The 12,333-nt window shown below is 67.2% G+C and carries 11 protein-coding genes; 10 read left to right on the forward strand and 1 reads right to left on the reverse strand.

Going from position 1 to position 12,333, the window contains the following annotated elements; translation table 11 throughout:
- The first annotated feature begins 228 nt into the window (after window positions 1-228).
- Window positions 229-2,550 (forward strand): transglycosylase domain-containing protein, encoded by a 2,322-nt coding sequence (locus NU1_RS00600; protein ID WP_084520857.1) that lies wholly within the window; start codon window positions 229-231, stop codon window positions 2,548-2,550.
- Window positions 2,551-2,589: 39 nt separating this feature from the next.
- Window positions 2,590-4,272 (forward strand): glycosyltransferase family 87 protein, encoded by a 1,683-nt coding sequence (locus NU1_RS00605; RefSeq protein WP_067516230.1) that lies wholly within the window; start codon window positions 2,590-2,592, stop codon window positions 4,270-4,272.
- Between the two features lie 81 nt (window positions 4,273-4,353).
- On the opposite strand, the gene NU1_RS00610 is transcribed toward NU1_RS00605, so the two are convergent.
- Window positions 4,354-5,796 carry a TerD family protein gene (locus NU1_RS00610; protein WP_067516211.1) on the reverse strand — a complete coding sequence of 481 codons (1,443 nt, stop codon included), beginning with the start codon at window positions 5,794-5,796 and terminating at the stop codon, window positions 4,354-4,356.
- Between the two features lie 141 nt (window positions 5,797-5,937).
- Here NU1_RS00610 and NU1_RS00615 point away from each other — a divergent pair, with 141 nt between their 5' ends.
- From NU1_RS00615 to NU1_RS00650, 8 genes are all read left to right on the forward strand, one after another.
- Window positions 5,938-6,561: an AIM24 family protein gene (locus tag NU1_RS00615; RefSeq protein ID WP_067516214.1), complete on the forward strand. Its 624-nt coding sequence runs from the start codon at window positions 5,938-5,940 to the stop codon at window positions 6,559-6,561.
- 10 nt (window positions 6,562-6,571) lie between these two features.
- Window positions 6,572-7,273 carry an AIM24 family protein gene (locus NU1_RS00620; RefSeq protein WP_067516216.1) on the forward strand — a complete coding sequence of 234 codons (702 nt, stop codon included), beginning with the start codon at window positions 6,572-6,574 and terminating at the stop codon, window positions 7,271-7,273.
- Window positions 7,274-7,319: 46 nt separating this feature from the next.
- On the forward strand, window positions 7,320-8,060 hold the full coding sequence (locus NU1_RS00625; RefSeq protein WP_067516231.1) for an AIM24 family protein: 741 nt from the start codon (window positions 7,320-7,322) through the stop codon (window positions 8,058-8,060).
- 80 nt (window positions 8,061-8,140) lie between these two features.
- A complete protein-coding gene (locus tag NU1_RS00630; RefSeq protein ID WP_067516218.1) occupies window positions 8,141-8,986 on the forward strand; it encodes a hypothetical protein in 846 nt (281 codons plus the stop codon).
- A gap of 46 nt (window positions 8,987-9,032) precedes the next feature.
- Window positions 9,033-10,034: a dihydroxyacetone kinase subunit DhaK gene (dhaK, locus tag NU1_RS00635; protein ID WP_067516220.1), complete on the forward strand. Its 1,002-nt coding sequence runs from the start codon at window positions 9,033-9,035 to the stop codon at window positions 10,032-10,034.
- Between the two features lie 3 nt (window positions 10,035-10,037).
- Entirely contained in the window at window positions 10,038-10,652 is a 615-nt protein-coding gene (gene dhaL, locus NU1_RS00640; RefSeq protein ID WP_067516222.1) for a dihydroxyacetone kinase subunit DhaL, read from the forward strand.
- Window positions 10,649-11,473 (forward strand): dihydroxyacetone kinase phosphoryl donor subunit DhaM, encoded by an 825-nt coding sequence (gene dhaM, locus NU1_RS00645; protein ID WP_067516224.1) that lies wholly within the window; start codon window positions 10,649-10,651, stop codon window positions 11,471-11,473. The genes dhaL and dhaM overlap by 4 nt, the downstream gene beginning before the upstream one ends.
- 32 nt (window positions 11,474-11,505) lie before the next feature.
- Window positions 11,506-12,261: an isocitrate lyase/PEP mutase family protein gene (locus NU1_RS00650; RefSeq protein WP_067516226.1), complete on the forward strand. Its 756-nt coding sequence runs from the start codon at window positions 11,506-11,508 to the stop codon at window positions 12,259-12,261.
- Window positions 12,262-12,333 lie beyond the last annotated feature (72 nt).

Below are 12,333 nucleotides of genomic sequence, written 5' to 3' on the forward strand. Positions count from 1 at the left end.
CCCCCGCAGGGCGGGCAGCCGCCGCGTCGACCGGGTCCGCCGCCGCCGCAGCGGCCCGGCAATCCCGACGCCCCGCGCCGGGCAAATCCGGATGCGACCCGCAAACTTCCCAATCCGGCGTCGGGGCCGACCCAGAAGGTGGATGTGGCGAATCAGCCAGCGCGACGGTCGAATTCGGCCACCAGACCGCGGCCCGCCAATGACCGCACCCGGCCGGGTTCGGGCGCGATGGCGGCGGAACCCCGGCGCGGACAGAACGCTCCCCCGTCCGGCCCGCCCCCACGGCGTCCCGGTGGCAGCGGCGGTTCCGGCGGCCGGGGTGGCCGCGCCGCCTCGGGCCGGAAGAAGTCGCCGTGGAAGATCGTCCGGCGCGTCGCCTACGTGTTCATCGCGCTGTCCATCATCGTGCCGAGCACGGTCTTCCTCCTCGCCTATTCGACAGCGTCCGTACCGCAGCCCGGCGACCTGAAGAACAATCAGGTCGCGCTGATCTACGCGAACGACGGCAGCACCGTGCTGTCGAAGGTGGTGCCGCCGGAGGGCAACCGCACCGACGTCACCATCGACCAGATCCCGCCGCATGTGCGCAATGCCGTCATGGCGGCCGAGGATCGCGACTTCTACACCAACCCGGGCTTCTCCTTCACAGGTTTCGCGCGCGCGCTGCGCGACAACCTGATGAACAAGGACGACGCGGGCGGTGGTTCGACCATTACCCAGCAGTATGTGAAGAACGCGCTGGTCGGCAACGAGCGCGCGGTCACCCGTAAACTGCGCGAGCTGGTGATCTCGGTGAAGATGGCGCAGGAGTGGTCCAAGGACGACATCCTCACCGCGTACCTGAACACCATCTATTTCGGTCGCGGTGCCTACGGTATCGACGCCGCCGCCAAGGCGTACTTCGGAAAACCGGTGTCGGAGTTGGACGTTGCCGAGGGTGCGGTACTGGCCGCGACCATTCAGCTCCCGTCCCTGCTGGACCCGGAAAAGAATCCGACGGGTGCGCAGGAACGTTGGAACTACGTGCTCGACGGCATGGTGAGCGCCGGGACACTGCCACCGACCGAACGCGCGAATATCCAGTACCCGACGGTGGTCGCGCTGGCCTCGCTGGGCGACAAGAGCCTGGATCAGGGACCCGAGGGACTGATCAAGACGCAGGTGCTCACCGAGCTCCAAGCCGCCGGGATCAGTGAGCACGAACTCAATACCGAGGGTCTGCAGATCACCACGACCATCGATCCCAAGGCGCAACAGGCCGCCATCGACGCGGTCGAGAGCAATATGAGTGGTGAGCCGGACAATCTGCGCACCGCGGTGGTGTCGGTGGATCCGAAGACCGGCGCGGTCCGCGCCTACTACGGTGGCGCCGACGGCCAGGGCTACGATTTCGCGAATGCCGGGCTGCCCGCCGGTTCCTCGTTCAAGGTGTTCGGTCTGGCCCAGAACCTGGAGATGGGCAAGCCGCTGTCGACCCTGTACGACAGCAAGCCGGTCACCGTGAACGGCATCGAGATCACCAATGTCGAAGGTGAGCAGTGCGGTATGTGCACCATCGCCGAGGCGCTGAAGCGATCGCTGAACACCAGCTTCTACCGCATGATGATGGATATGGACGGCAACGGGCCGCGGAAGATCGCCGATATGGCGCACAAGCTGGGTATCCCGGAAACCATTCCGGGCGTTGGCGAAACACTCACCGAACCGGGCGGCATCGGCCCGAATAACGGCATCGTGCTGGGCCAGTACCAGGTGCGGCCGCTCGATATGGCCTCGGCGTACGCCACCTTGGCCGCGTCGGGCACCTACCGCGCACCGCATTTCGTCCAGAAGGTGGTGGCCTCCGACGGCACGGTCCTGATGGATCGTGGCGAGGTGGCCGGTGAGCAGCGGGTATCGGCCGCGGTGGCCGACAATGTGACCGCCGCGATGAAGCCCATCGCCGGATACTCGCGCAACCACGGTCTCGCCGGTGGCCGTGATTCGGCCGCCAAGACCGGAACCCATCAGCTCGGCGATACCGGTGAGAACCGCGACGCCTGGATGGTCGGATACACCCCGTCACTGGCGACCGCGGTGTGGATCGGCACCGAGCAGGGCGAGAAGCTGCGCGGCGCCAGCGGAATGATCTACGGCTCGGGTCTGCCTTCCGATATCTGGAAGGACACCATGGACGGCGCGCTGACCGGTACGCCGAAGGAGACGTTCCCGAAGCCGGGCTCCATTGCCGGTCAGGCGGGTGTGCCGTCGTGGTCCGCGCCGTACACGGCACCGGAGACGACCGAGGCCGCGCAACCTCCGGTGGTGATTACGCAGACCCCGGTGGAGATTCTGCCCGGCCTGACCATTCCACTGCCGGGGCTGGCACCGAATCCACAGTCGACACAGCCGCAGCCGCAGCCGAACAATTCACGCCAGTCCGATGAGGACGGAACCGGACCGCTGCCGGGGCAGCCGGTCGCGCCGAGCGACGGGTCGCCATTGACGACCACGCCGTCCGCGCCGACTACCGGTGCCCGACCTAACGGGACGGGAAACGGTGACCGGTAGCCTCGTGCCGTGATCGAGGAGGACTTGGTACACCCATCGATGGCCGACGAGCATTCGTCGGCCATCGGTGGTGAAACGGGCGGGGGCGGACCGATTCGTACGACCGAGACGCGGTACGCGTCGCCGGAACCACTGGCCGCGGATCTACGATCCGTGGACGAACGAGACAAGCCCAGCCGCAACGACTCTCTGGTCGCGCAGTTGGCCACGCTGACCGGTGGTCCGGTCGGCGATCACGCATTGATCGGCCGGGTCCGATTCTGGACACCCCTGCGGGTGCTGCTGGCGCTGGCGGTGGTGTGCCTGGCGCTGAGTTGGGGCGGTAAGGCCCCGTGCATTCAGCAGACCGGCCCGGACGCCGATGGTGCGATCGGGCTGGACTGGAACAACGGCCGCCAGTACATCGCCATGTGCTACTCCGACACCGTGCCGCTGTACGGGGCCGAACGTCTGAACGAGGGCGCGTTCCCCTACAAGAAGCAGTGGACCGAATTCGGGCCGGACGGGCAACCCCAGGTTCGGTACATGGAATATCCGGTGCTGTCGGGCCTGTACCAGTACGCCGCCATGCAGGTGGCCAAGACCTGGGATGCCGCCTCGGAGAACTGGGGTCTTCCGGGCGCGCTACAGGTGGTCATCTACTTCAATGTGGTCGCGCTCGGCCTGGCCATGGCGTGGCTGGTGACGATCTGGGCGACCGCGCTGCTGGCCGGACGGCGGATCTGGGATGCCGCGCTGGTGGCATGTTCGCCGCTGGTGCTGGTGCACGCGTTCACCAACTTCGACGCTCTCGCAACGGCTTTCGCGGCGGGTGGCCTGCTGGCGTGGTCACGGCGGCGGCCGGTGCTGGCCGGAGTGCTCCTGGGACTCGGTGGTGCGGCCAAGCTGTATCCGCTGCTGTTGCTCGGGCCGATCGTGGTGCTGTGTCTGCGCGCCGAGTGGATGATGGGCAGTACCGGCGACGGGCTGCGGTCGGCATGGAATCGGTTGGGGCCACTGCGCACCGCATTGACCACGGTGGTGGCGGCGGCCGGTACCTGGGTGGCGGTGAATCTGCCCATTGCCGTGCCGTATCCGAAGGGTTGGTGGGAGTTCTTCCGGCTCAATACCGAACGGCATGCCGACCCGGATTCGCTCTACAACGTGGCCACCTCCTTCACCGGCTGGGCAGGCTTCGACGGGTACCTGAAACCCGGTGACGCGCCGTCCATCCTGAATCTGGTGTCGCTGCTGCTGTTCATTGCCGCCTGCGCGGGTGTCGCCTGGATCGCCTTGACCGCGGCGCGGCGACCACGCGTGGCGCAATTGGGCTTCCTGGTGGTGGCGGCCTTCCTGCTGACCAACAAGGTGTGGAGCCCGCAGTATTCACTGTGGCTGGTGCCACTGGCCGTGCTGGCGCTACCGCACCGGCGAATCCTCTTGGCGTGGATGACGATCGACGCGCTGGTGTGGGTACCGCGCATGTTCTATTACCTCGGCGAGGACAAGAAGGGGCTACCCGAGCAGTGGTTCACCGGGACGGTGCTGCTGCGCGATATCGCGGTCGTCGCCCTGTGCGTGCTGGTGATTCGCCAGATCTACCGGCCCGCAGAGGATCTCGTTCGACGCGACGGGGCCGACGATCCGGTTGGCGGGGTCCTCAACGGGACGCCGGACCCTGAGTTTCCTTTGCTGCCACGGATATTCCGGCCGCGACAGGCCACGGACAAGATTCAGGTTTGAGCCCTACAGAGGTGTGGATTCCGGCAAAAAGCACGCCGGAATGACGAGCGGCGCACGCCGGAATCCACTTCCTCCTGAGGTTCAGCCGATGAAACGGGCCAGTTGCGGCACGGCCTCGCCCGGGTGCTTGGCCTGGAAGCCCTCGCCGATGGCCTCCATCTTCCAATCCGCCCCGGACCGGTACACCTTCGACATCGCCATTGCGGTGAAAGGCATTCCGCCCGCGAGTGTGTAGCGCGCCAGTTCGTTGTCGTTAGCGCCGTCGACGAGGCGGCAGAAGGCGTTGGAGACCTGTTCGAAGGTGTGGCCCTTATAGGAGGTCACGATGAACAGCAGGGTGGTGACCTGGGCGGACAACCGGGACAGATCGACCATGATCTGCTCGTCATCGCCCTCACCCTCGCCGGTGAGGTTGTCACCGGTATGGCGGATGGAGCCGTCCTTGGAGAGCAGCGCGCCGTAGTAGACGACATCCACCAGGGTGGTACCGGAGAACAGGATGACCGAGGCATCCAAATCGATATCGGGGGTACGGCTGCCGAACATGCCGCCGCGCTTGACCGGATCCCAACCGAGGCCCATCTTCACGTAGCTGAGCGCCGAGCCGCCTTCCTTGCGGAGGTTGACGCGCTGGCCCTTGACCAGGCTCACCGCGCCGCCGGTCTTGGGCAGATCGCGATCGGGGGCGGGGCCGGACGGCGCGAAGCTCTGCCCGGGCGCTCCCTGCGGCGGGTAGCCCGGACCACCCGGCGGCGGATAACCCCCACCGGGTGGCGCGTAATCCGGTGCGGGAGGCGGATATCCACCCTGAGCGGGCGGCGGGTAGCCCCCACTCGACGGCGGATAGCCCCCACCCGGCGGCGGGTAGCCCCCACCCGGCGGCGGGTAGCCACCACCCGGCGGCGGGTAGCCCGATCCCGGCGGCGGATAGCCCCCGCCGATAGGCTGGGACTGCTGAGTCGGGGCGGGCCCGGGCGGCGGCGGAGGCGGGGCCTGCGCGGGCGCCGGAGCCTGCGCCGGTGCGTTCACCTGCACGCCGTGATCGGTGACCAGCGCATCGAATCCGCCCGCATAGCCCTGTCCGACCGCGCGCACCTTCCAGCTGCCCTGCCGCCGATACAGTTCCAGTGCGATGACAATGGATTCGCTGCTGAGCCCCTCGATCCGGTACTCGAACAACCGATTTCCGGCCGAATCGGCCACATAGGTGACCGGCGCCGGGATTTGACCGAAACTACCGCCGGGCGTGTCCAGGGTGATGACCGCCCGGATCTGCGCGATATCGGCGGGTACCGCCGACAGCGATACCCCCAGCGCGGCGGGCTGCCCGGCCGGGGCGGGCTGCAATTGCACGCCGGGGCCCACGGGCTGATTGAAGAAGACGAAATCGGCATCGGTCCGGACCTTGCCGGACTCGGTGACCAGCAACGCGGAAACATCCGCGGGAGCGCCGATCTCCACCGAGACAATGACGTCATTGACGGCTAGTGGGCCGTTCTGGCCCTTAACCAGGGTTGCGGACAAGATCGACCCTTCGCTTGTCGGTACTGTCGTTGCCACTCTACGAGAAACGCGACGTACCTGCGTCGGACCTTTTCGGTTAGTGTTGCGGCACAGTCCGGATACGACGGGGCTCGAGGGACGACACGGGGACGCGAAGCACCGATGGCGCAGCTGTACGAAAAATCGAACAAGATAATCGAGGCGCAGCTCGCCGGGAGCAGTATCCGGGCGATCTCCGGGTCCATGGTCGCCTACGAGGGCAATATCGCGTTCAAGAGCGCCGGTTTCGGCGGCGGCGACGGTGTACTGGCCGGTATGAAGCGCCGCGCCACCGGCGAATCGCTCTCACTCATGGAGTGTTCCGGCAACGGGCGGGTGTTCTTCGCCGTGAACGGCCAGGACGTCACCGTCGTGAACCTGAACAATGAGATGTTGCAGGTGGAATCCCAGCAGCTCTTGGCCTTCGCCGGAAATCTGCGCACCGACGTATCTTTCGCGGGTTTGCGCGGCGGGGCCACCGGCGCGGGCCTGTTCACCACCAAGGTGACCGGGCAGGGCCAGGTGGCGCTGCTCTCGGCGGGCGGTCCGCTCATTCATCTCGAGGTATCACCGCAGTATCCGCTGGTGGTGGATCCGGATGCCTTCGTCGCGGCGCGCGGAAATCTGAATCAGTCCTTCATAACCGATGTTTCGTGGCGATCGGTAATGGGACAGGGTGGCGGAGAGGCGTTCTCGCTGCGCTGGGATGGCCAGGGCGTGGTGCTGATCCAGCCCGCGGAGCGGTGAGGGGCGCGCGATGTTCGAGAAAGTGAACGGCAAGGTCGTCAAGGTCGATGTCGGCCAGGCGGGCGGCGTGGTCGCCCGCACCGGGGCGATGCTCTTCTATCAGGGCGATATCTCCTTCTCGCCACACCAGGTTCCCGGCGCGGGCCAAATGGGCGGCATGAGCGGTGTGCTGGGGATGGCGGGCCGCATGATGGCCGGTGAGCACGAGCACACCATGCTGGCGCAGGGCCGGGGCGAAGTGCATTACGGCTTCGCGGGTTTGGAAGTGCAGGTGGTGCACATGCAGCCGGGCGCGACCCTGCGGGTGGAGGCATCGCGACTGTTGGCCAATACCGCCAACTTGCAGAGTTCTGTTGTGTCCGTAGCGAGTTCGGGCGGACAGGGCGGCGGTCGCGGCGGACTCATGGGTGCGATTCGCGGTGCGGCGACCGGGGTACTGACCGGTGCGGGCATGTTCACCACGCAGCTGTCCGGTCAGGGCGCGGCGGTCATACTCGGCCACGGCGGTTTCCTGGAACTGCAAGTGGGCGGACCGAATCCGATCGTTGTCGATCCACAGGCGTTCGTGGCCGCGTACGGCAATGTGCAGACGGAACTGAAAACGGCGGTGAGCTGGCGCGACGCGGTGGGCCGCGGGTCGGGCGAGGCGATGCAGCTGCACTGCGTCGGCCAGGGCGTCGTCTACGTGCAGGCCTCCGAAGAGAAGTTGTGAAGCGGTGAACAACTACCAGAGCCAAGTCCCGCAGATCCTCAACCCGATGAATCTCGGTGCGAGCGACAACATTCCGGACAACAGCTACGCCTATAACATCGACCTGACCAAGCCCTGGTTCATGCGCACCGGCGCGATGATCGCCTACTACGGCGATATGCGGTTCCGCGCGCTGTCGCACGGCCTACAGGGTGGGCTCATGCATATGGTGTCGCAGCAGTTCTCGGCCCCGCTGTTCACCGGCGACTACGTGGTCGTCGAGGGCCAAGGGAAGCTGATCATCGGCGACCGCGGCTACGACATCAATTCCTATGACCTCGAAGACGGCAACCTGACCATTCGCGCCTCGAATCTGCTGGCATTCGAAACCGGTCTCGCGCTGAACCAGTCCATCGTGCCCGGCTTCCTCACCCTCATCGGTACCGGCAAGTTCCTGGCCTCCTCCAATGGCCCGGTCATCTTCGCCGAACCGCCGCTGCGGGTGGATCCGGAGGCGCTGGTCGGCTGGGCGGACTGCCCGTCGCCGAGCCACCACTACGACCAGCGCTGGGTATCGAGCTTTCTGGCGGCCGGGGCGGCACGCTTCGGCGTGAACTCCGGCGAGGAGCGGCAGTTCGACTTCACCGGGGCGGGCACGGTGCTGATCCAGTCATCGGAGAAGGTGCTCGACGACTCGCATCTGGTGCGCGCCATCGAAGGCCAGCTGTCGACCGGTATGACCCCGAGCGGCCTGCAACGACTACAGAGCGTGATCATGCAGCAGCTGGGTGGACAACAACACCGGTGAGTGGTGGCACTCGTGCGGGCACGCCAGTCGTTAGCCGCCGGTGACCCGGTAGCCCCGTTTCTCGTGGCAGGATCAGCGGGGTGAGCGACGGTGCAGTCGATCCGGCGGCAGGGCAGAGCTTTGCCGCCGCAGGTCACGACGATCCGGCGGCAACGCACGAACAGTATTTGCGGGCGTTCCGGCATACCGGTGTGTCCCGCGAACAGCTGCGGGATCTGCTCGAAGCCGTCGACGGCTTCCTCGATTCCATTACCCCGCGCGCCGACGAGCACGCGCCCACCGGCGGCTGGGCACCCGAATCCACGGCCCTGGCCTTCCAGATCGGGCGCGCGGTGGAGCAGGTGCTGGCCGAACGCGATGCCGCCGATCGGGAGAAGCTACGCCGGCGCGAGATTCGCGATCGGCTCATCACCGCGCTCGACGCGGTCCTCGACTGTCTACGCTCCCTACCGGATCTGGCGGAGGCCGAGGTCGATCTCGGCACCACCGCCATCAATGAGGGCTTCCAGGTGTACGAGGACGGATCGGTGCGCACCACCCCCGCCCAGGAATTCGGTGCGGACCCGGGCGAACTGGAACAGCGGCGATTCGAACTCGATGAACGGATGACCGACGCCGTCGCCAAGCGCACCGGGCTGATGAACGAGACCGCCGAGGTGCTGACCGAGCAGCTCGGCGTCGCCCCCGATGGGATCGGTCTGCCCTGGGTGCTGGTGGCGGCGGCCGCGGGCGGGCTGGATATCTCCGAACCCTTCGAATTCGCGGCCCACCACCTGCCGAGCTCGCCGCTGCGTGAGCTCGTCGTGCAACTGGTCGCCGATATCGAACTCGCCGCCGCCCTCGAGGCCGGCGGCGATATGGTCGCGGGTGGCACCAAAACACTCGACAGCGAGTCCAGTTCCGGGGATACCGAAAGCGTCGAATAGCGCGGATCAAGGGCGCGCGAGGACCTGCGGTGGCAACCTGGAGCCTGTGAAGAAGCTCATCAACGATCCCGCTCATGTGGTCGAGACAGCGCTGGCCGGGATGGCCATCGCGCATCCCGAGCTGCGGGTGGATGCGAAACAGCGCGTGGTGGTGCGCGGGGATGCGCCGGTGCCCGGCAAGGTCGGGCTGGTGTCGGGCGGCGGGTCCGGGCACGAACCGCTACACGCCGGATTCGTGGGGCTCGGCATGCTCGATGCCGCCTGCCCCGGCGAGATATTCACCTCGCCGGTTCCGGATCAGATTCTCGCCGCCACCGCGGCCGTGAATGCCGGGGCGGGGGTGCTGCACATCGTAAAGAACTACACCGGCGATGTCCTCAACTTCGAGATGGCCGCCGAACTCGCCGAGGCCGAATCCGGCGGTGCGGTGCGGGCCGTGGTCGTCAACGACGATGTGGCGGTGCGCGACAGCCTGTACACCGCCGGACGACGCGGGGTCGGGGCGACGGTGATCCTGGAGAAGATGGCCGGGGCGGCGGCCGAACAGGGGCGGCCTCTGGAGGAGGTCGCGCGCGTCGCCGAAGCCGTGAATGCCGATTCCCGCAGTATGGGCGTGGCCCTGACCTCCTGCACGGTGCCCGCGGCCGGACACCCGACCTTCGAGCTGGGCGAGAACGAAATGGAGATCGGGGTCGGCATCCACGGGGAGCCGGGGCGGGAGCGGGTCGCGCTGGCTCCGGCCCGCGAGGTGGCCGACATGCTGGTGCAACCCCTACTCGCGGATCTGCCGTTCCAGCGCGGGGATCGGGTGCTGTGCTTCCTCAATGGGCTGGGCGGAACACCACTGATCGAGCTGTATGTCATGTTCGACGAGGTGGCGCGGATCCTGCGCGGCAATGGGATCGAGATCGCGCGATCGCTGGTGGGGCCGTACATCACGTCATTGGAGATGGCCGGTTGTTCGGTGACGCTGACCAAGCTCGATGACGAGCTGGTGCGGCTGTGGGACGCGCCCGTGCGGACGCCCGCGCTGCGCTGGGGGGTGTGAATCATGGCGGTGGACGCGACGGTGTGGGTGCGGGAGTTCGCGGCGTCGGTGGCCGAGCACGAGGAGGAGCTCACGGCGCTCGATGCGGCCATTGGCGACGCCGACCACGGCGGCAATATGCGACGCGGCATGGTGGCGGCGGTGGCCGCGCTGGATGAATCCGGGATCACCGACCCGGGTGAGGTGTGCAAGCAGACGGCCATGGTGTTGATCCGGACCATCGGCGGCGCGAGTGGGCCGCTGTACGGAACGTTCTTCCTGCGCTGCGCGGGTGCGCTCGGAAGTGGTTCGGAGATAGCCGAATTCGCGAAGGCCTTCCGTGCCGGAGTCGATGGCGTGGTGGCTCGCGGCAAAGCCGAACTCGGCGATAAGACAATGGTCGACGCGTTGACACCGGCCGCCGATGCCCTCGAGGAGCAGGTCACCGCCGGTGCGTCCGCGGCCGCGGCGTTGGACGCCGCGGTGCGCGCCGCCGAGGCGGGGCGAGACGGCACGACGGCGCTGCTGGCCCGCAAAGGCCGCGCCTCCTATCTCGGGGAACGCAGTGTGGGACACCAGGATCCGGGTGCCACCAGTGCCGCCCTGCTGGTTCGAGCGGCACGGGAGGCGGTGCGATGATCGGCGTGGTCGTCGTATCGCACAGCCGCGCCCTGGCCGAGGCGGCTGTCGCACTGGCCACCGGACTGCTTCCGCCACAGCAGGTTCGGATCGAAATCGCGGCGGGGCTGGACGCGGGTAGTTTCGGCACCGATGCGGTCGCCGTATCGGAGGCGATAGCGGCGGCGGATTCCGGGGACGGGGTGCTGGTGCTCATGGACCTCGGCAGCGCCGTGCTTTCCGCCGAAACCGCGCTGGAGCTGTTGGAAACACCACCGCAGGTGCTGCTGTGCGGTGCGCCGATCGTGGAGGGTTTGGTCGCCGCGCTCGCCGCGGCCGGTGGCGGTGCGGATTTGGCGGCCGCCGCACACGAGGCGGATTCGGCGTTGGCCGGGAAACGCGCCCAACTCGGCGAATCAGAGGAAGTCTCCCCCGCGGCCCAGCATGTTCCCCCACCTTCAGCCGAAGCGCAGCCGGGTGTGGATCCCGGCCAGAAGCACGCCGGGACAACGAGCGGGGCGACCCGGGTCGAGGCCGAGCTCGAGGTGACCGATGAGCACGGGCTGCATGCTCGCCCGGCGGCACGCTTGGTCGCGGCGCTGCGGGATCTGGATGCCGAGGTCGGACTGCGCAATGCGACCACCGGTGCCGGGCCGGTGCCCGGTAACAGCCTGAGCCTGGTGATGACGCTGGGTGTGCGGCAGGGGGACGTGCTCACGGTCACGGCCACCGGTGCCGCCGCCACGACGGCTGTCGAACGGGTGCGCGCCGTGGTGAAAGGTGACGAGAATCCGCTATCGAGTGGCGCGAATCACTCCCAGGATGGCACGAAAGATCCGTAGCGTCAGCGGTCTTGGAAGCGCAGGATCGAGGCATGACTGAACTGAAGGACAAGGCGGCGGCCTTCCTGGCACTGCATCGTCCCGGCGACCCGGTGATTCTTCCCACGGTATGGGATGCCTGGTCGGCGAGACTGGTGCGGGAGGCGGGTTTTTCGGCGCTGACCGTCGGAAGTCACCCATTGGCCGAGTCCGTCGGCAAAGGCGACCAGGAGGGCATGGCTTTCGCGGACGTCCTGGGGCGGATCCGCGAAATCACCACGGCCGTGGACATTCCCGTCTCGGTGGATATCGAGTCCGGGTACGGCCTGAAGGCCAATGACCTGGTGGACGGCCTACTCGAAGCGGGCGCGGTGGGCCTCAATATCGAGGACACCGTGCACAGCGAGGGCGGTCGCCTGCGCGACCCGCAGGAGCATGCCAACCTGGTCGGCGAACTGCGCCAGGCCGCCGACAATGCCGGTGTGCACCTGGTCGTCAACGCCCGCACCGATGTGTTCCTCCGCAAGGCCGCCGACGCCCCCGCGGACCGCTTCGAAAGCGCCGTCACCCGACTGAAATTGGCAGCCGAGGCGGGCGCGGACGTGCTCTATCCAGTGGGCCGTCACGAGCCGGACCTACAGCGCCGCCTGTGCCGTGACCTGCCGCTGCCGGTCAATGCCATTGCCGCGCCCGATATCGCTGATCCCACGTCGTACCCCGAACTGGGCGTGGCGCGTATTAGTTTCGGGCCATTCCTCCAGGCAGCACTGGCGGCCGAGGCGAATCGGATACTGCAGCGCTGGCGCTGAAGAAACCCCGGTATCGCGTCATACCGGCGTGTATCTTGCCGGACCTCATCACCATCAGCTGAGGTGCTGCTT

The sequence above is a fragment of the Nocardia uniformis NBRC 13702 genome, assembly GCF_001613345.1.
In the GTDB taxonomy this organism is placed as follows: domain Bacteria; phylum Actinomycetota; class Actinomycetes; order Mycobacteriales; family Mycobacteriaceae; genus Nocardia; species Nocardia uniformis.

Bases quoted from the DNA above. Each gene is read 5' to 3' on its own strand.
- NU1_RS00600 (WP_084520857.1), top strand. From the start codon at position 229: ATGGCGGCGGAACCCCGGCGCGGACAGAACGCTCCCCCGTCCGGCCCG.
- NU1_RS00605 (WP_067516230.1), top strand. From the start codon at position 2,590: ATGGCCGACGAGCATTCGTCGGCCATCGGTGGTGAAACGGGCGGGGGC.
- NU1_RS00615 (WP_067516214.1), top strand. From the start codon at position 5,938: ATGGCGCAGCTGTACGAAAAATCGAACAAGATAATCGAGGCGCAGCTC.
- NU1_RS00620 (WP_067516216.1), top strand. From the start codon at position 6,572: ATGTTCGAGAAAGTGAACGGCAAGGTCGTCAAGGTCGATGTCGGCCAG.
- NU1_RS00625 (WP_067516231.1), top strand. From the start codon at position 7,320: ATGAATCTCGGTGCGAGCGACAACATTCCGGACAACAGCTACGCCTAT.
- dhaL (WP_067516222.1), top strand. From the start codon at position 10,038: ATGGCGGTGGACGCGACGGTGTGGGTGCGGGAGTTCGCGGCGTCGGTG.
- dhaM (WP_067516224.1), top strand. From the start codon at position 10,649: ATGATCGGCGTGGTCGTCGTATCGCACAGCCGCGCCCTGGCCGAGGCG.
- NU1_RS00650 (WP_067516226.1), top strand. From the start codon at position 11,506: ATGACTGAACTGAAGGACAAGGCGGCGGCCTTCCTGGCACTGCATCGT.